The sequence below is a fragment of the Micromonospora sp. NBC_01405 genome (assembly GCF_045040155.1).
Lineage (GTDB): Bacteria > Actinomycetota > Actinomycetes > Mycobacteriales > Micromonosporaceae > Micromonospora.
The window spans coordinates 4,431,318-4,449,375 of record NZ_CP109532.1; the positions used below are offsets into that span (position 1 = coordinate 4,431,318).

Here is an 18,058-nt window from a genome sequence, read left to right on the forward strand (position 1 = left end):
ACTACGAGGTCCGGGCAGCGACCACCGTCGTCGGACGCGGGGCGTCGACGCGGGTGTCGTGATCGGACGGCGAGTGGAGGACGGGACCGGTGGGCGCCGACGGACGCAGGGTCACCGGGTACAGCAGCGGCACGGTGGTCCGTACACACTGGAAGGCCTTCGCCCGGTGACGCTAAGGACCGGCGCGGCGGCCAGTCAATGCTTTGCAAGGTCTTTCTTTCTTTGCGAAAGAAAGAAAGTGCGTCCGAACTGCCCCCATCAGTGCCTGCGTGGCCGCATGCGCCCAACCCGACTGCAGTGCCAAAGGGGGACGTTTCCCCTGCTCGCGGAGGGGTTCGCCGAAACCCGAGACGGTTTCGTTACTTGACTCCATAGTTCGTTCGCCGTAGGAAGGAAGTGTGACTGACGTGGTGACGCCACCAACGAGCCCGGTGAGCCGGGAGCGGTCGAAGGAGATCAAGCGGTTGTCCGTGATCTCCACCGCCCGCCAGGTCCGGCTGCTCTCGCGCGCCGAGCTGACCGAGCTCACCGGCTTGAGTCCCGCCACGCTCACCCCGCTCGTGCGCGAGCTGATCGCCGAGGGGTACCTCATCGAGCGAGGGCCCGGGGCGTCCCGCTCCGGCCGCCCCCGGGCGATGCTGGAGTTCAACCCGCGCGCCGAGCTGGTCGCCGCCGTCTCGCTGGAGCCGTCCCGGATCAGCTGCGAGATCGCCGACAGCGACGGCACCGTGGTCGCCCACCGGGCCGTCCGGCTGACCGGCGACATCATCGACACCATCTGCCGCTCGGTCCCCGAGCTGGCCGGCGACGGCCTGCCGGCGCTGCGGGGGGTGGCCATCGCCGCGCCCGGCGTCTCCTCCGGCGGGGCGGTCCGGCTGGCCCCCTCGGTCGGCCTCGTCGAGGGCCGACCGATAGGGGAGTCGGTGCAGCGGCACCTCGGGGTGCCGGTGGTGGTGGACAACGACGTCAACCTGATGGCGGCCGGCGAGCACGCGGCCGGTGCCGGCAGCGACGTCGCCGACCTGCTGCTGCTGCACGTCGCCGACGGCATCGGCGCCGGCCTGGTGCTCGACGGCCAGGTCCGCCGGGGCGCGGGCGGGGCCGCCGGCGAGGTCGGCTTCCTGCCGCTGGACCCGGCCGACCGGGGCCACGACGGTATCGGCCCGTTCGAGGCCCGCTGGTCGGAGAACGCCATCGCCGAACGGGTGGTGGCCCTGGCCCCCGGGCGTCGGCCGGACGCGCCGGTGGCCGCCCTGGTCGCGCTGGCCGGCGCCGACGAGCGGGCCGCCGCGTACCTGGACGAGGTGCTGACCGCCTGGTCCCGGCTGATCGTCTCCTGCGTCTGCGTCATCGACCCCGGTCGGGTGCTGCTCAGCGGGGCCGCCGCCCAGCTCGACGACCAGGCCGTCGACCGGCTCCAGTCGCTGGTCGACGCCGCCGCGCCGAGCGTCACCGAGGTCCGCCGTGCGGTGCTCGGTGACCGGGCCGTGCTGCACGGCGCGGTCAGCTACGCGCTCTCCGCCGCCGCGGCCGGCCTGCCGATCCTGCTCTCCAGTCCCTGACCCACGAGTTTCCCCTTATTCCCCTCGGAGGTACCCCATGAGACGTCGTCTTCTGCTCGCCGGTGCGCTCGCCACCGTCCTCGCCGCCGGCACCGCCTGTGGCGGCGGCGGTGACGACGACGCGGCTGGTGGCGCGTCCGGCGGCGCGAGCGCCGAGAAGCTCACCATCTACACGGCCCGCGACAAGAAGGTCTCGACCTTCGTCGTGGACCAGTTCACGGCGAAGTACCCCGAGTACAAGGGCAAGGTCGAGATCCTCAACCTGGGCGCGCAGGAGATCCTGGAGCGGGTCCGGGCGGAGAAGGCCAACCCGCAGGCCGACGTCTGGTGGGGCGGCACCCAGCAGGGGCTCTCCGCCGGCGCGTCCGAGGACCTGCTGACCGGCTGGCAGCCGGCGTTCGCCAGCAAGATGGACGCCAAGTACAAGGACGCCGAGGGCCGCTGGTTCGGGGAGATTCTGCTGCCCGAGGTCATCATGTACAACAACAAGGCGCTCACCCCGGAGCAGGCCCCGAAGGACTGGGACGACCTGCTGAAGCCGGAGTGGAAGGACAAGATCATCATTCGGGACGTGGCCGCGTCCGGCACCATGCGGTCGATCTACTCCGCGATGATCATGCGGCAGTCCCCGGACGGCAGCAACCCGCAGCCCGGCTACGACTGGCTGAAGAAGCTCGACGCCAACACCGGCTCGTACGCCGCCAACCCGGCCGACCTGTACCTCAAGCTCTCCCGCCAGCAGGGCGTGCTCAGCGCCTGGAACCTCCAGGACGTCCTGCTCCAGGCCAACCAGTCGAACATGCCGTTCGGCTACGTGATGCCGGCCTCCGGCGCCCCGGTGCTGGTCGACGGCATCGCCACGGTCAAGGGCGGCAACACCACCGGCGCGCAGAAGTTCATGGAGTTCCTCTTCGACGACAAGCTCCGCGCTGACCTGGCCAAGGACTACTTCCAGATCCCGGCCGTGGACATCGCCGAGAAGCCGGAGTGGCTGGCCCAGCTCAACCTCAAGCCGCTGGACGTCAACTGGGACGTGATCGGCAAGAACGAGACCGAGTGGATCAACCACTGGAACAGCCAGATCAAGAACAAGGGCTGACCAGCAGACGCCGGGGGCGGGGAGGTTCCCGCCCCCGGCGTCGCCCGTTCACGGGGCGCCCGGACGGTGTGCGGAGGGGAGCCCTTCCCGCCGGAGGCGTCAGGTGCCCGTCCTCCGGTCCACCGCCCACCCGTCACACGACCGACCCAGGTCCGGTACCGCAGAAGGAGAAAGGCATCATGATCGATGTCACGCTGGAGTCGGTGAGCAAGCGCTTCGCGCGCGGCGGCGACACCGCAGCCGTGGACGACGTCGACATCACCATCGCCGCCGGGGAGTTCTTCACCCTGCTCGGCCCGAGCGGCTGCGGCAAGACCACCACCCTGCGCATGGTGGCCGGGTTCTACTTCCCCACCTCGGGCCGGATCCGGTTCGGCACGGAGGACGTCACCCGGCGCCCGCCGAACAAGCGCGACACCGGCATGGTGTTCCAGAACTACGCGCTCTTCCCGCACATGAGCGTCGCGCAGAACGTCGCGTACGGGCTGAAGATCCGCAAGATCAACCGGGCCGAGTCGAGGCGGCGGGTCGAGGAGGCGCTCGGCCAGGTACACCTCGCCGGGTACGGCGACCGGCGCATCGACGAGCTGTCCGGCGGCCAGCAGCAGCGGGTGGCGCTGGCCCGCGCCCTGGTCATCCGGCCGAAGACCCTGCTGCTGGACGAGCCGCTGTCCAACCTCGACGCCAAGCTGCGCGAGGAGACCCGGACGGAGATCCGCCGGATCCAGAAGGAAGCCGGCACCACCGGCATCTACGTCACCCACGACCAGGCCGAGGCGATGGCCATGTCGGACCGGATCGCGGTCATGCAGTCCGGCCGGGTGCAGCAGATCGGCGCCCCGCAGGAGATCTACCACCGCCCGGCCACCAGCTTCGTGGCCCGGTTCATCGGCCGCAGCAACGTGCTCACCCTGCCGGTGCTCGGCGCCACGGCGCAGACCCTCACGGTGGGGCTGCCCGGCGGCGGGGAGATCGTCGTCCCCGCGCCGGCCGACCACGGCCTGAGCCAGGGGGAGACCGCCCTGGTGTCCGTGCGCCCCGAGCACATCGGCCTCACCTCGACCACCGACCCGGGGGCGCTGCCCGGCCGGATCGTCGACCTGGAGTTCACCGGCATGGCCACCAACCTGGTCGTCGACACCGCCGGTGAGCAGGTGCAGGTGGCGGCCGTCGAGGTGCCCACCGGGATCGCCGTCGGCGACCAGGTCGGGCTGCTGCTCAACCGCGAGCGGATGTGGGTGGTGCGCCCGTGAGCACCATCCCCGCGACCCCCACCCCGGCCACCGTCGCGCCGGTGACGAAGGACCCGACACCGCCGCCGGGCCCGCGCCGCCGGCTCGCCGCCCGGTTCGCCGGTGGCACCGGCTCCCGCTGGTTCCCGTACGTGCTGGTCTTCCCGCTCGCGCTGGTCCTGTTCGGGTACGTGGTGCAGCCGATGTTCGCCACCTTCGCCGAGAGCGTCGGCGTGGACGGGGTGGAGAACTACGGCAGCTTCCTCACCAGCGACGGGGTGGCCCGGTCCTCCCTGTTCACCTCACTGATCATCTCCGCGGCGAGCGTGCTGCTCTGCGGGATCGTCGGCGTGGCGATGGCGTTCCTGCTCAAGCGCTTCTCGTTCCCCGGGCGCAAGCTGATCGAGGCGATCATCCTGGTGCCGGCGGCCCTGCCGCCGCTGATCGGGGCGATCTCCTTCCAGCTCCTCTACAGCGAGACCGGCATCCTGCCGCGTGGCCTCCAGCAGCTCTTCGGCGCGGAGAACCCGGTGCTGCCGTTCAGCGGCATCGCCGGGGTGCTGGTGGTGCACACGTTCACCATGTACCCGTACTTCTACCTGTCCGCCTCGGCGGCGCTCGGCGGGATGGACCCGTCGGTGGAGGAGGCGGCGTACAACCTGGGGGCCGGCCGGGTCCGGGTCTGGCGCACGGTGCTGCTGCCGATGCTCACCCCGGCGCTGGTCTCCGCGTCGCTGCTGGTGTTCATGACCTCGCTGGCGTCGTACACCGCCCCGCTGCTGTTCGGGGTGGACCAGACGATGACCATGCAGATCTACATCAACCGCACCAACGGCGACCTGCCGATGGCCTCCACGTACGCCTCCGTGCTCGGCGTCGTCTCGGTGCTGTTCCTGCTCGGCATGCGCTGGTACGAGGGGCGGCGCAGCTACCGCTCCCAGTCCAAGGGCGTCGCCGCGCACCGGCGCGAGATCACCAATCCGTTGGGCAAGTGGCTCGCCCTGGCCGCGTCGCTGCTGGCCACGGCCGTGCTGCTGGCCCCGGTGGCGACCATCGCCCTGGTGGCGTTCTCCGCGGACGGCTCGTGGACCACCGAGGTGATCCCGGCGCAGTACACCATGCAGAACTTCGTCACGATCTTCTCCGAGCCCCGGGCGTTCCAGCCGATCCTGAACTCGCTCCAGATGAGCCTGATCGCGACCGTCGCCTGCGTCGTGGTCGGCGTGCTCATCGCGTACGCGGTGCGCCGGCTGAACTTCCGTGGCCGGGGGCTGCTGGACGTGGCGGTCATGCTGGCCTGGGCGCTGCCCGGCACGGTGGTGGCGATCAACCTGATCTCGGCGTTCAGCACCGGCAACGCGTTCAGCTTCGGCCAGGTGCTGATCGGCACCTTCTGGATCATGCCGCTGGCGTACTTCGTGCGGTTCCTGCCGCTGGTGTTCCGGTCCAGTTCGGCCGCACTGGCGCAGCTCGACCCGTCGCTGGAGGAGGCCGCCCGCAACCTGGGCGCGTCCTGGTGGCGGGCGTTCGGCACGGTCACCCTGCGGCTGATGCTGCCGGGCGTGCTGGCCGGCGCGCTGCTCGCCTTCGTGCACGGCGTCGGCGAGTTCGTCGCCTCGGTGCTCATCTACACCTCGGAGACCGCGCCGATCTCGGTGGAGATCAACAACCGGATGTACTCGTTCGAGGTCGGCACCGCCGCCGCGTACGGCATGCTCCAGGTGGTCCTGATCTTCGTGGTGATGGTGGTCTCCGGCCGGCTGGAAGGCGGCCGGCGGTCCAGCCGGGAGGCGGCGAAGTGGACGGCGTGACGGACGTGACCCCCGGCGGCGACCACGTGGCCGCCTGGCTCGCCCACGGCGGGCTGGTCCCGGTCGCCCGGGTCCCCGGCGGGGAGCTGGCGGCGGTCGCCGGGGCGGCGGACTTCGCGGTGCTGCCCGTCGGCGCGGTCGAGTGGCACGGCCCGCACCTGCCGCTGGGCACCGACCTGATCCTCGCCGAGGGCTTCGCCGCCGAGAGCGCGACCCGCTCCGGCGCGACCGGCCCCGCCCCGGCGGCCGGAGTCGACGCGGCCTCGTCCGGCGGCGGGACCCCGGACGAGGCCGCGACCCCGGCCGAGGGCCGGCCGGCGGTGGGCCCGCGCGGGGTGCTCTTCCCCGCCGTGCCGTACGCCGCCTGCCCCGGCCAGACCCGGCCCTGGCCCGGCACCGTGGCGATCCGGCCCGAGATCGCGGTCGGCTACCTGGCCGACGTGATCGAGGGCATCGTCGCGGCCGGCTTCCCCCGGCTGCTCATCGTCAACGGGCACGACGCCAACATGTCCACCGTCCGGGCCGCGATGGAGTGGGTCTCCGGGCGGCGCACCGCCAGCCTGCTGCTGGTCAACTGGTTCCAGCTCGTCACCCCCGCCGAGACCACCGAGCTGTACGGCCCGCTGGTCTCGCGCGGGCACGGCGGGGCGTACGAAACCTCCGGGGTGCTCGGGTTCGACCCCGGCGCGGTCCGGCTCGGCGCGGTCGACGACCTGCCGCCGAAGCCGAAGCTGCCGGTGACCCACCCGTACGTGCTGGTGGAGTCCCGGCCCGACCCGTGGCAGGGCTGGTCCGGGCACATCTCGGTGGCCGACGAGCCCGCCGGCCGGCGGGTGCGGGAGCTGGCCGGGACGCGGCTGCGCGAGGTCGTCGCCGCCTGGGTGGCCGCCCCGCCGCCCGCCCCGCCCACCGCCGACCCGCTGCCGGACCCGGCCGTCGACCCCGCGCCGAGCCCGGCTGCCGTCCCGGCCCCGTCGCGGGCCGGCGAACCGACCGAGGGGGCATCGTGACCGTCGACCGGGGACTCGACATCGTCGACTTCCACCTGCACTTCCGCATCGGCGCGGATTCGACCATCCAGGCGTGTGAGCACGCCGCCGGGATGCACCCCGGCGGGGAGCACGAGCGGGCCGTCCGGGCCGCCGGCTCCGCCCCGTACGCCCGGCAGTGGCGGCAGGCCTGGGCCTTTCCCGACCCGGAGCCCCCGGCCGAGCGCTGGCAGGACGAGGCGGACCGGTGGGCCGAGGAGCTGCGCCGGGTGAACGTCCGCCGGGCCGTCTTCGTCACCGGCGGCGGCAACGACACCGTCGCCGACGTCGTCGACCGGCACCCGGACCTGCTGCTCGGCTTCGCCCACCACGACCCGTACGGCCCCGACGCGGCAGGCGAACTGGACCGCGCGGTGACCGAGCGCGGCCTGCGCGGGCTGAAACTGTTCGCCCCGCTGCTGCGCGGGCCCCTCGACCACGCCGACCTGGACCCGCTCTGGTCCACCGCCCAGCGGCTCGGCGTGCCGGTGCTGATCCACATCGGGCACTACGGCAGCGCCGGCGGCCTGTCCCACGGCCGGTACGGCGGCCCGGACGAGCTGGCCCGGATGGCCCGCCGCTTCCCCGAGCTGGCCGTGGTGGTGCCGCACTTCGGCGTCCAGCACGTGCAGGACCTGCTCTTCGCCGCCTGGGGCTGCCCGAACATCCACGTCGACACGTCGGGTTCCAATCAGTGGGTGCGCTGGATGCCGTACAAGCTCACGCTGGAGGAGCTGTTCCGGCGCTGCTACGAGACCATCGGCCCGCACCGGATCGTGTACGGCAGCGACTCGTCGTGGTTCCCGCGCGGGTACGTCACCCGCTACCTCGACGACCAGCTCCGGATCTGCCGGGAGCTGGGCCTGCCCGACGACCACCTGGGCGCGATCTTCGCCGGGAACGCCGAGCGCCTGCTCGGCGTGCACGAGTAGACCGGCTGACGTCCGGGCGCGGCGAACAGCGCCGCACCCGGCCTGGAAGGAAGCAGAGACTCCTGATGAGCACACCCGCGCTGACCACCTACCAGCGGCACCACCTGCGGCCGACATACGACCACCACGTCGGGTACCTCTACCCGGCGATGGTGCGGGCCAGCCAGGCGCACGTGGTCATGCTGACCGAGCAGGGGCTGATCCCCGCCGCGCGGGGCGCCCGGCTGCTGCGCGGGCTGGCGGAGTTGCGCGCCGACACGGGCCCCGCGCCCGCCTTCGACGGCACCTTCGAGGACACGTACTACCTCATGGAGAAGCGGATCGCCGAGGCGTGCGGCATCCCCACGTCCGAGCTGGACGTGCAGATGGCGCGCAGCCGCAACGACCTCGACGCCGGGGTGTTCCGGATGCTGCTGCGCGACCAGCTCCTCGGGGTGCTCGACCGGGTGCTCGCCGCCGGGGCCACCGCCCTGGCCTCCGCCGACCGGTACGCCGACGTGGTCATCACCGGCTACACCCACCGCCGCCCGGCCCAGCCGACCACCATCGGTCACGCCCTCGCCGGGTACGCCGAGGCCCTGGCCGGCGAGGCCGTCGCGTACGCGGACCTGATCGACCAGCTGAACACCTCGCCGCTGGGCTCCTGCGCGTTCGCCGGCACCGACCTGGACATCGCCCCCGCCCGGGTGGCCGAACTGCTCGGCTTCGGCGGCCTGGTCACCAACTCGTACGAGGCGGTGGCCGGCGCCGACCACCTGGTCCGGGTCGGCACCCTCAACGCGCAGGCCCTGGCCACCGGGGCGCGGCTGGCCCGCACCCTGATGGACTGGCTGACCTGGCGCTGGGTGACCACCCCGGGCGACTTCACCCAGGGCAGCAGCATCATGCCGCAGAAGCGCAACCCGGTGGTGCTGGAGCACCTGGTGTCGATGGCCGGGGCCACCGCCGCCGACGCCGCGAGCGTGCTCAACAACGTGGGCGCGGCCTGGTGGGAGGACTCCAACAACGCCACCACCGACGTGCAGGTGCGGCTGTGGGACAGCAACGACCGCACCGACCGGTTCTTCGCCCTGCTCGGCGGCTTCCTCGCCGAGATCGAGCCGCTGGAGCCGCCGTCGCGGGAGGAGATCGTCGCCTCCGGGGCCACCACCACGGCCGCCGCGGACGCGCTGACCCGGCACGGGGTGCCGTTCCGGGCCGCCCACTCGGTGGTCGGCCGGCTGGTCCGGGGCGGCGCGCCGGACACCTGGACCCCCGAGGGCGTCCGGGCGGCGGCCGACCAGATCACCGACCGCCTCGACGACGACGCGATCGGCGACCTGATCGCCGCCGCCGTCCGCCCCGAGCTGGTGCTCGACCGGGCCCAGGTCGACGGCCCCGGCGCGTACGCCGTCCGGGCCCAGGTGACCGTGCTGCGCGGCACCTTCGACACCGTCGCCGGCCGGCTGGCCGCCGTACGGGACCGGCTGGCCAGGGCCGACGAGGCGCTGGACGCCGTGGCCGCCGAGCGAGCGGCTCGATGAGCGCGGGCGTCGCGGGCACGACCGAGGGGACCGAACTGTGAGCGTGCGGCTGGCCGGCCGGGCGGCCCAGCCCGCGCCGGTGGTCGGTGACGCGCCCGTGCTGCTCGGCATCGACTTCGGCGGCACCAAGATGGCCGTCGGGGTGGCCGACGGCGAGGGCCGGCTGCTGGCCTGCGAGCGCGTGCCGACGCACGCCGAACAGGGTGCCCCGCAGGCCCTGGACCGCGCGCTGGACCTGGCCGCGAAGCTGCTGGGGGAGGTCGGCGGCCCGGTCGCGGCGGCCGGGATCGCCTCGCCCGGGGTGGTCCGGTCCGACGGCATCGACCTGGCCCCGAACGTGCCCGGCTGGGACCGGCTCCGGCTGGCCGACGCGGTCCGCGACCGGTTCGGCGTGCCGGCGGTGGCGGTCGACAACGACCTGAACGCCGCCGCCCTCGCCGAGCTGCGCTTCGGCGCGCTCCGCGACGCCGACCCCGGCCTGGTCGTCGGCCTCGGCACCGGGGTCGCGGCGGCGCTCACCGTGCGCGGGTCGGTGCTGGCCGGGCACCACGGCGCGGCCGGCGAGATCGGGTACGCCGTGGCGGGCGGCCCGTGGCCCGGCACCATGCTGGAGCTGGACTTCTCCGGCCGGGCGCTGGACCGGCTCGCCGACGAACTCGGCGTGCCGGGGACGGCCGCCGGGCTGGCCGCCGCCGCCGAGCGTCCCGGCCCGGCCCGGGACGCGCTGACGGCCCGGGTCGACGAGCTGGCCCGCCACCTGGTCACCTGCTGCCTGCTGCTCGACCCGCAGCGGGTGGTGCTGGTGGGCGGGGTGGCTGGCAGCGAGCTGATCCGCGGCCTGCTGGTCCAGCGGCTGGCCGCCGTGCTGCCGTACCGGCCGGACGTGGTGCTCTCCGGCTTCGCCGACGACGCCGCGCTGCTCGGCGCGGTCGTCCTGGCCCGCGAGGCGGTCCCGGCCCCCCGCTGACCCCGCTTGCGGGGCAGTGCCCTCCGGGTGCGGTTGTTGTTGCCCGGGCCGCGACAACCGCACCCGGAACCGTCGGTCCGCTCAGCCCGGCCTGTCCGCCCGGCCCAGTTGGGTGGAAGCGCCCGGGGCCGGGCGGCGTGTCCAGCGCAGGAACCGGCGGAACAGTTCGGTGGGCGGCGGCGGGTCGGCCGGGTGCAGCGCCCGCAGGTCGGCGTCGGCGTCGAACATCCGCCAGGCCAGGAACAGGCACAGGCCGACCCGGTCCCCGGCGTACGCGACCAGCAGGGCGTCCCGGGCCGGTGGGCAGGGCCACGGGGCCAGGCACACCCGGCACAGCCACAGCGGGCGCAGCGGCGGGTGCGGCCGGGTGTCGGTCATCGGCGTACGGCCGGAACTGTCGGCGGGCCGGCGGCGGCCCGGGGGTGTGCCGGCGGCCCGCCCCACCCCGCGACGCCGCCACTGGGCGGGTCGAAGCCCAGGACGACGGCGGCCGGGACCAGCCCCCGCGCCGGGTGCCCCGGGCCGCCGGGTGCCCGCTCTGTCCGGAGCGGGCCGGCGTTGCTCCGGTCCGCGCGGGGTGGAACCCCGTCGCCCCGGTCCGGGCGCGGCGGGGCCGGGTCGCCCCGGTCCGCTCGGGCTGGCGCGGGGCTGCTCCGGTCTGCGCGGATGAGCTGGCAGGCCTGGCAGGCGCAGTGCCGCCCAGGTCGGCCGCGCCCCCTGCTGCGTCGGTGATGTCCCACGTCTGTCGCCTCCTCGCCGGTCGGGGGAGGGGCCGCCCCGCAAGGGGGAAGCGGGGCGGCCCCGCGCGGATCCGGTCGCCGGGCGTCGCCTCCACCGGCCGGATCGCGTGCTTCCACCCTGGACTCGGCCGCCCCCAGGAAGGAGGATCACCAGGGGCACGGCGCTCAGCGTGACCGCCGACCCACCGACAGTGAGGAGGAGTGAGGAGTGAGCGCGTATCTCGCCCTGGTCATGAAGCACGCGCGGGGCAAGCGGAAACTGACCCAGGACCAGACCGGTGAGGCGGTGCACGTCTCCGGCTCGCTGATCGCGATGTTCGAGACGGGGCGGCGCATCCCGCACCCGGACACCGCCCGCCGGCTCGACGAGCTGCTGGAGACCGGGGAGCTGATCGGCCGGATGGCCGCCGAGGCCCGCCGGGACGCCCAGCCCCGCTGGTTCCGGCCGTGGGCGGAGGTGGAGCGGGAGGCCACCTCGCTGCGCTGCTTCGAGCCGGTCATCATCCCGGGGTTGTTGCAGACCGAGGCGTACGCCCGCGCGGCCCTCGCCAGCGGCCTGCTCGTGCCCGACAAGGTGGACGAGCACGTCGCGTTCCGGCTGGAACGCCAGGCGCTGCTCGACCGCCCCGAGCCGCCGCTGACCACGTTCGTGATCGACGAGGCGGCGCTGCGCCGGGGCGACCCGACCGTGATGAAGGAGCAGCTCCTGCACCTCGCCGAGGTCGGCCTGCGGACCCGGGTGCTGGTGCACGTGGTGCCGTACGGCGCGGGCCCCTACATCGGCCAGTCCGGCGCGTTCACCCTCGCCGAGGCGGCCGGCGGCGAGCACCTGGCCTTCCTGGAGGACCAGTTGGAGGGACGGGTGGTCGCCGACCCGAAGCAGGTTTCCGCGCTGGAGCGGGCGTGGGAAGCTGTGCGGGCGGTCGCCCTGCCCCGCGACCAGTCCAGAGACCTGATCCTGAAGCAGGTGAACGAGCTGTGAGCACCCCCCACCCCCGCTGGCGCACCGCCACCCGCAGCAACACCAACGGCGGCAATTGCGTCGAGGTCGCCGACAACCTGCCCGGCGTCGTGCTGGTCCGCGACTCCAAGGCCCGCGACGCCGGCACCCTCACCTTCGCCCCCTCCGCCTGGCGAACCTTCGTCACCGGTCTCCGCACCCCGGCCCGGTAGGGCGCCTGATCCGGTAGGCCGCCTGGTCCGGCAGGCGGCGGGTCCTGGCCGCCTGTCGAGTCTCCTCAAAGCTGTCCGTTGACGGGCGTGACCAGGCGTTGCAGGCATGCCGTGGCCGCACGCGGGTACCCGACGGGTCATCCCGAGGGAGGCGGCAGTGACGAACGAGGCCCCGGACTACTTCCAGCCGGAAAACGGCATGGTGCTCACCCACCTGTTGATCGTGCGGGACGTGGAGCGCTCGCGTGAGTTCTACCGGACGGTGCTCGGCGCGACGGTGGTACGGGAGCGCCAGCCCGCCATCCTCCGGCTGCACAACAGCTACCTCGTCATCAACGACGAGGGCGGCCCGACCGACGACAAGCCGACCGTCCTCGCTCAGGCGCCGACGGACCCGAACCTGCTGCACAGCGCGCTCAACGTCCGGGTGACCGACGTGCACGCCGTCTACGAGCTGTGGCGCTCGCGCGGCGGGCAGTTCCTCACCGGGCCGAAGGACCACGGCGTGGAGATCCGGTGCTACCTGCGCGACCCCGACGGCTACCTCATCGAGCTCGGCCAGGGCACCGGAATCCTCGCCGAGAAAAGCCCCAACTAGCCGCCCCCTCCCTCCCTCCCTCTCTCGCCCGCGAGAGATCTTGGAAGATTTCGGCCCCTGGGGCGGTCTCAAGCGGTGGTTGCAACACCGAGGAGCTGGGACATTCTCTCACCAGGGGTGTCCCAGCCCAGGGTTTGTCGGGGGCGTCCGTTGAGTTCGTCGGCGATGGCGTCGAGGTCGGTTTGGGTGAGGGTGCGGAAGTCGGTGCGGCCTTTGGGGAAGTACTGGCGCAGCAGGCCGTTGGTGTTCTCGTTGGAGCCGCGTTGCCAGGGGCTGTGGGGGTCGCAGAAGTAGACCGGGCAGTCGGTGGCGATGCTGAATTGGCGGTGGCGGGCCATTTCGGTGCCCTGGTCCCAGGTCAGCGAGGCGCGTAGTCGTCGGGGCAGCCAGGTCATCGCGGTGGCCAGTTGCGTGGCGACGTGCTCGGAGAGTTTGCCCTCGGGCAGGCCGACGAGGATCACGAAGCGGGTCTGCCGTTCGACCAGGGTGGCGATGGCGGACCCGCCGTTCGGGCCCCGACCGCCCTCGAGGAGGTCGCCTTCCCAGTGCCCGGGCACGGCCCGGTCCGCCGCTTCGGCAGGCCGGGCGCTGATGTTCAGACCCAGCCAGGGCCGCTGCGAACGGATCGCCCCGGCGGCCTGGGGTCGGCGGCGTCGGGCAGCCCGACCAGAGCGCAACGCGACCTGCCGGGTCAACTCGGCCCGCAGGTTACCTCGGGCTTGCAGGTAGATCGCCTGATAGATCGTCTCGTGGGACACCCACAGGTGCGGTGAGTGGGGATGGTCGCGCCGCAACCGCAGGGCGATCTGCTGCGGCGACCACCGCTGCCCCAGCCAATCGATCACCAGCCGGCGCAGCGACCCCTCCACCGCCAGCTTGCAGGCCCGCTTCGCCCGCCGGTGACGCAGCCACGCCGCCCACTCCGCAACCGACGGCCGGTACACCTGCCCATACCGCTCGAACCGGCCGACCTCCCGGCTCACCGTCGACGGCGCCCGCCCCAACCGGCGAGCGATCTCCCGCACAGACAGCCCCGCCGCCCGACCCAAACCAATCTCTTCACGTTCCCCCGCCGACAACCGCGCCGCCATCAGCAACCACCTCCATCACCATCAACGAAGGTGTTGCAACCACCGGTTGAGCCCAAGTGGAGGGGCCGTTTCCTACCAAGATCTGTCCGGCGTCCGGGCTAAATCGGGTGCGGGGGGTGGGGGCGGGGTGGGAGCGTGCCGGGCATGGGAGAAGCACAGGGTTTCGCGTACGCCCAGCGATCGGACGGGTCGGTGGTGATCACGCACCACGGACGGGTGGCCGGCACGCTGCGGGGCGGCCGGGCGGCGGAGTTCCTCGCCGAGGTCGACGGCGACCCGCAACTGGTGATGGCCCGGTGGACCGGCAACTACCGCCGGGGCAACGAACGCGCCGCGCGGCAGCACCCCCGCAACCGAGCCTGACCCGCGATCGAGCCTGAACACGCCTGCGCCCCGGAACGTCGAAAAGCCCCCTGCTGCGCGGATCGCGTCAACAGGGGGCTGCCTCACCACCGGTCACAGACCACGCCGTCCCGCTCCTGGCCCGGGCCGGGCAGGTGGCCGGGGCCGGCATCGTGGCGGTCAGGTCGTGCCCCGCCCCGATGCCGGCCGCGTCGTCCGGACAGCTCCGCCTTCAGGGCCTGGAGTCTCAGGGCCGGGTGAAGACGAGAGCCACGTTGTGCCCGCCGAAGCCGAACGCGTTGTTCAGCGCGGCGGGGATCTCCATGTGCCGTGCCTTGTGGGCGACCACGTCCAGGTCGAGGCCGGCGTCCGGGTCGTCCAGGTTGATCGTCGGGGGGATGACACCGTCGCGGATGGCCAGGATGGTGGCGATCGACTCCAACGCGCCGGCCGCACCGAGCAGGTGGCCGGTCATCGACTTGGTGGCGGTGAGCACCGGATGGTCGCCGAGCGCCGCGCGCAGCGCCCCGATCTCCAGCATGTCCCCGACCGGGGTCGAGGTGGCGTGCGCGTTGACATGCACGATGTCACTCTTCGCGACGCCGGCGTCCGCGATCGCCTTCGCGATCGCCCGGATCGCGCCCTCGCCCTCCGCGTGTGGCTGCACGATGTCGTACGCGTCGGAGGTGATCCCGGTGCCGGCCAGCCGCGCGTACACCCGGGCGCCCCGGGCTGCGGCGTGCTCGGCCCGCTCAAGGACCAGCACGCCCGCGCCCTCGCCGAGGACGAAGCCGTCCCGCCCGGTGTCCCACGGACGGGAGGCCCGCTCGGGCTCCTCGTTGCGGGTGGACATCGCCCGCATCGAGGCGAACCCGGCGATCGGCAGCGGGTGGATGACCGCCTCGGTGCCGCCGGCCATCACCACGTCGGCCCGGCCGGAGCGGATGATGTCCAGGCCGAGCGAGATGGCCTCCGCGCCGGTGGCGCAGGCGCTGGCCACCGTGTGCACGCCGGCCTTCGCGCCCAGCTCCAGCCCCACCCAGGCGGCGGGGCCGTTGGGCATCAGCATCGGGATGGTGTGCGGGGACACCCGCCGCGGCCCGGACGCCTCCAGGATGTCGTCCTGGGCGAGCAGGGTGGTGGCCCCGCCGATGCCGGAGCCGACGCTGACGGCCAGCCGCTCCGGGTCCAACCCGGAGTCGGCCAGGCCCGCGTCCGCCCAGGCCTGCCTGGCCGCGATGATCGCGATTGCCTCGGAGCGGTCGAGCCGGCGCAGCTTGACCCGGTCCAGCACCTCGGACGGGTCGACGGCGAGCTGCGCGGCGATCCGGACCGGGAGTTGCGCGGCCCACTCCTGGGTGAGCGGACCCACCCCGGAGCGGCCGGCGAGCATGGCGTCCCAGGTCGACGCGACGTCCCCGCCCAGCGGGGTGGTCGCGCCGAGCCCGGTGACGACGACGTCGGAGCGAGCCATGATCAGGCCTGCGCCTCGATGAAGCTGACGGCGTCGCCTACGGTCTTCAGGTTCTGCACCTCGTTGTCGGGGATCTTGACGCCGAACTTCTCCTCGGCGGCGACCACGACCTCCACCATGGAGAGCGAGTCGACGTCGAGGTCGTCGGTGAAGGACTTGCCCTCGGCCACGTCGTCCGGGTTCACCCCGGCAACCTCTTCGAGGATCTCGGCGAGGCCTGCGGTGATCTCGTCACGGGTCATGGTTGGTGCGTTCCTCTCGATGGTTGGACTCGCCGCGCGGCGCGTGCCGGCGGCGTGCGAACGGCCCCGGAAGGGACCGGACGTCAGGGGCAGCGGACAACCTGACCGGCGTAGGTCAGGCCGCCGCCGAAGCCGAAGAGCAGGACCGGGGCGCCGGAAGGCACCTCCCGGCGCTCGACGAGCTTGGACAGCGCCAGCGGCACGCTCGCCGCCGAGGTGTTGCCCGACTCGATGAGGTCCTTCGCGATGATCGCGTTGGGGATGCCGAGCCGCTTGGCGATGCCGTCGATGATCCGGGTGTTGGCCTGGTGCGGCACGAACGCGGCCAGCTCCGACGGGGCGACCCCGGCCCGCTCGCAGGCCCGCAGGGCCAGCGGGGCCAGCTCGGTGGTGGCCCAGCGGAACACCGTCTGGCCCTCCTGCTTGACGTACGGCCGCCAGCCCTCGATGCGTACCGCGTCGCCCTTCTCCGGGACCGAGCCCCAGACCACCGGGCCCACCCCGGCCGGCTCGCCCTCGGCCGTGGCGGTGACCACCGCGGCGCCGGCGCCGTCGGCGAAGATGATGCAGGTGGAGCGGTCGGTCCAGTCGGTGAAGTCGGACAGCTTCTCCGCCCCGATGACGATCGCGTTCCGTGACGCCCCGGCCCGGATCGCGTGGTCGACGGTGCCCAGCGCGTAGGCGAAGCCCGAGCACGCGGTGTTGAGGTCGAACGCGCCCGGCGCGGTGATGCCGAGCTTCGCGGCGACCCGGCAGGCCACGTTCGGGCTGCGGTCGATCGAGGTGCAGGTGGCCACCACGACGAGGTCGATGTCGGCGGCGGTGAGCCCGGAGTTCGCCAGGGCCTTGTCGGCGGCGGCCGCCGCCATGTCGGCCACCGTCTCGTCGCCGGCGATCCGCCGGCTGGCGATGCCGACCCGGTCCCGGATCCACTCGTCGTTGGTCTCGACAAACTGGGCGAGGTCGTCGTTGGTGACGACCCGGGACGGCTGGTAGTGCCCCAGCGCGAGAATCCGGCTGCCAGTCATCAGTGTTGACCCCCGATCCGGGCGAGCGGTTGGCCCGGCGCGACCGGGTCGGCGTGGTGGGCGAGCCACTCGGTGAGTGCGCCGCTGTCGTGCACGGTCACCTCGACCTGGCCCTGCCGGGTGGCGACGTGCCCGATCACCTGACCGGTGCGCAGCGACTGGCCCTCGGCCAGCCCCGCGGCGGGCTCGAAGGTGCCCGCCGAGGAGGAGACGACGACCCGGAACTGCCTGGTCGGCCGGTGGCCCGGGGCCGTACCGTGCCGGGCGATCAGGTCCCGCGCGGCCGGCAGGTCGGCCGGCGTGTTCAGGGTGACGATCTCGGGCAGGCCCGACTCCTTGAGCTCCCGCTTGACCAGGCCGGCGAGGGTGCCGGCCGGCGGCAGCTCGATCACCCCGGTGACGCCGAGGTCGGCGATGGTGCGCATGCACAGGTCCCAGCGCACCGGCGAGGTGACCTGGCGGACCAGCCGCTGCACCATCTCCCGGCCGTGGGTGACCGCCGCGCCGTCGAGGTCGGACAGCAGGATCCGGGCCGGGTCGGCCGGGGTGATCCCGGCGGCCACCGCGCCCAGAGCGGCCTCCGCCGGGGCCATGTACGGGGTGTGGAACGCGCCGGCCACCTTCAGCCGGACCACCCGGGCCTTCGCGGGCGGCTCGGCGGCGAGCTTGTCCAGCCCGTCGAGCGAGCCGGCGGCGACGATCTGCCCGGCGCTGTTGCGGTTGGCCGGCTCCAGCCCGTGCCTGTCGAGGGCGGCGAGCACCTCCTCGGCGTCCCCGCCCAGCACCGCGGCCATGCCCGTCGGCTCCAGCGCGCACGCCGCTGCCATCTCCCGGCCGCGCACCCCGGCGAGGGTGATCGCGGTCTCGGCGGGGAAGACCCCGGCGAGCGCCGCCGCGCCCAGCTCGCCGACGCTGTGCCCGACCGTGAGTGCGACGTCGTGCATCGGCAGGTGCTCGGCCGCGAGCAGCGCCGCGGCGACCAGCAGCGGCTGGGTGCGGGCGGTGTCCTTGATCTCGTCGGCGTCGGCCGTCGTGCCGAGGTGGACCAGGTCGACGCCGGCCAGCACCGACCACCACCGCAGCCGTGCCTCGGCGCCGGTCAGGTCGAGCCAGGGTGTCAGGAAGCCGGGTTTCTGGGAACCCTGTCCGGGTGAGAGTACGGCGAGCACGGATATGACTCTTCCGGATACTCGCCGGTCACGGTGCTACTGACCGA

General features: G+C 73.3%; 18 protein-coding genes. 12 read left to right on the plus strand and 6 right to left on the minus strand.

Annotated features, from left to right (window positions below; translation table 11 throughout):
- The first annotated feature begins 398 nt into the window (after positions 1-398).
- The 8 genes from OG559_RS19340 to OG559_RS19375 all read left to right on the plus strand — a co-directional run bounded on the left by OG559_RS19340 (position 399) and on the right by OG559_RS19375 (position 10,154).
- Entirely contained in the window at positions 399-1,562 is a 1,164-nt protein-coding gene (locus OG559_RS19340) for an ROK family protein (RefSeq protein WP_405105652.1), read from the plus strand.
- A 37-nt stretch (positions 1,563-1,599) separates the two neighbouring features.
- The gene (locus OG559_RS19345) at positions 1,600-2,661 is read left to right on the plus strand and encodes an extracellular solute-binding protein (protein ID WP_405105654.1); all 1,062 of its coding nucleotides are present in this window, start codon (positions 1,600-1,602) and stop codon (positions 2,659-2,661) included.
- A gap of 179 nt (positions 2,662-2,840) precedes the next feature.
- Complete coding sequence (locus tag OG559_RS19350; protein WP_405105656.1) at positions 2,841-3,914, plus strand: ABC transporter ATP-binding protein; 1,074 nt, start codon at positions 2,841-2,843, stop codon at positions 3,912-3,914.
- A complete protein-coding gene (locus OG559_RS19355; RefSeq protein ID WP_405105658.1) occupies positions 3,911-5,704 on the plus strand; it encodes an ABC transporter permease in 1,794 nt (597 codons plus the stop codon). The genes OG559_RS19350 and OG559_RS19355 overlap by 4 nt, the downstream gene beginning before the upstream one ends.
- Entirely contained in the window at positions 5,701-6,714 is a 1,014-nt protein-coding gene (locus OG559_RS19360) for a creatininase family protein (protein ID WP_405105660.1), read from the plus strand. Before OG559_RS19355 ends, OG559_RS19360 begins: the two co-directional genes overlap by 4 nt.
- The gene (locus tag OG559_RS19365; protein WP_350882561.1) at positions 6,711-7,664 is read left to right on the plus strand and encodes an amidohydrolase family protein; all 954 of its coding nucleotides are present in this window, start codon (positions 6,711-6,713) and stop codon (positions 7,662-7,664) included. The genes OG559_RS19360 and OG559_RS19365 overlap by 4 nt, the downstream gene beginning before the upstream one ends.
- A 65-nt stretch (positions 7,665-7,729) precedes the next feature.
- Positions 7,730-9,187 carry a lyase family protein gene (locus OG559_RS19370; RefSeq protein ID WP_405105662.1) on the plus strand — a complete coding sequence of 486 codons (1,458 nt, stop codon included), beginning with the start codon at positions 7,730-7,732 and terminating at the stop codon, positions 9,185-9,187.
- Positions 9,188-9,224: 37 nt separating this feature from the next.
- Complete coding sequence (locus OG559_RS19375; protein WP_405105664.1) at positions 9,225-10,154, plus strand: ROK family protein; 930 nt, start codon at positions 9,225-9,227, stop codon at positions 10,152-10,154.
- Between the two features lie 81 nt (positions 10,155-10,235).
- Here OG559_RS19375 and OG559_RS19380 read toward each other — a convergent pair whose 3' ends face one another.
- Positions 10,236-10,532 carry a hypothetical protein gene (locus OG559_RS19380; RefSeq protein WP_405105666.1) on the minus strand — a complete coding sequence of 99 codons (297 nt, stop codon included), beginning with the start codon at positions 10,530-10,532 and terminating at the stop codon, positions 10,236-10,238.
- A gap of 570 nt (positions 10,533-11,102) precedes the next feature.
- On the opposite strand from OG559_RS19380, the gene OG559_RS19385 reads away from it, so the two are divergent.
- The 3 genes from OG559_RS19385 (at position 11,103) to OG559_RS19395 (ending at position 12,665) form a co-directional block, all read left to right on the plus strand.
- Positions 11,103-11,876 carry a Scr1 family TA system antitoxin-like transcriptional regulator gene (locus OG559_RS19385; protein ID WP_405105668.1) on the plus strand — a complete coding sequence of 258 codons (774 nt, stop codon included), beginning with the start codon at positions 11,103-11,105 and terminating at the stop codon, positions 11,874-11,876.
- The gene (locus OG559_RS19390) at positions 11,873-12,067 is read left to right on the plus strand and encodes a DUF397 domain-containing protein (RefSeq protein ID WP_396671299.1); all 195 of its coding nucleotides are present in this window, start codon (positions 11,873-11,875) and stop codon (positions 12,065-12,067) included. The genes OG559_RS19385 and OG559_RS19390 overlap by 4 nt, the downstream gene beginning before the upstream one ends.
- A gap of 157 nt (positions 12,068-12,224) precedes the next feature.
- The gene (locus OG559_RS19395) at positions 12,225-12,665 is read left to right on the plus strand and encodes a VOC family protein (RefSeq protein WP_405105670.1); all 441 of its coding nucleotides are present in this window, start codon (positions 12,225-12,227) and stop codon (positions 12,663-12,665) included.
- Between the two features lie 68 nt (positions 12,666-12,733).
- Here OG559_RS19395 and OG559_RS19400 read toward each other — a convergent pair whose 3' ends face one another.
- On the minus strand, positions 12,734-13,756 hold the full coding sequence (locus OG559_RS19400) for an IS30 family transposase (RefSeq protein ID WP_405104739.1): 1,023 nt from the start codon (positions 13,754-13,756) through the stop codon (positions 12,734-12,736).
- A 144-nt stretch (positions 13,757-13,900) separates the two neighbouring features.
- Here OG559_RS19400 and OG559_RS19405 point away from each other — a divergent pair, with 144 nt between their 5' ends.
- Positions 13,901-14,119: a hypothetical protein gene (locus OG559_RS19405; RefSeq protein ID WP_405105672.1), complete on the plus strand. Its 219-nt coding sequence runs from the start codon at positions 13,901-13,903 to the stop codon at positions 14,117-14,119.
- A 226-nt stretch (positions 14,120-14,345) separates the two neighbouring features.
- Here the strand turns inward: OG559_RS19405 and fabF are convergent, their stop codons facing one another.
- The 4 genes from fabF to OG559_RS19425 all read right to left on the minus strand — a co-directional run bounded on the left by fabF (position 14,346) and on the right by OG559_RS19425 (position 18,011).
- Positions 14,346-15,572, minus strand: a complete 1,227-nt coding sequence (gene fabF / locus OG559_RS19410; RefSeq protein WP_405105674.1) for a beta-ketoacyl-ACP synthase II — start codon at positions 15,570-15,572, stop codon at positions 14,346-14,348.
- 2 nt (positions 15,573-15,574) lie between these two features.
- Positions 15,575-15,814, minus strand: a complete 240-nt coding sequence (locus OG559_RS19415; RefSeq protein ID WP_117673394.1) for an acyl carrier protein — start codon at positions 15,812-15,814, stop codon at positions 15,575-15,577.
- Positions 15,815-15,897: 83 nt separating this feature from the next.
- On the minus strand, positions 15,898-16,842 hold the full coding sequence (locus tag OG559_RS19420) for a beta-ketoacyl-ACP synthase III (protein WP_405105676.1): 945 nt from the start codon (positions 16,840-16,842) through the stop codon (positions 15,898-15,900).
- Complete coding sequence (locus tag OG559_RS19425; RefSeq protein WP_405105678.1) at positions 16,842-18,011, minus strand: acyltransferase domain-containing protein; 1,170 nt, start codon at positions 18,009-18,011, stop codon at positions 16,842-16,844. Before OG559_RS19425 ends, OG559_RS19420 begins: the two co-directional genes overlap by 1 nt.
- Positions 18,012-18,058 lie beyond the last annotated feature (47 nt).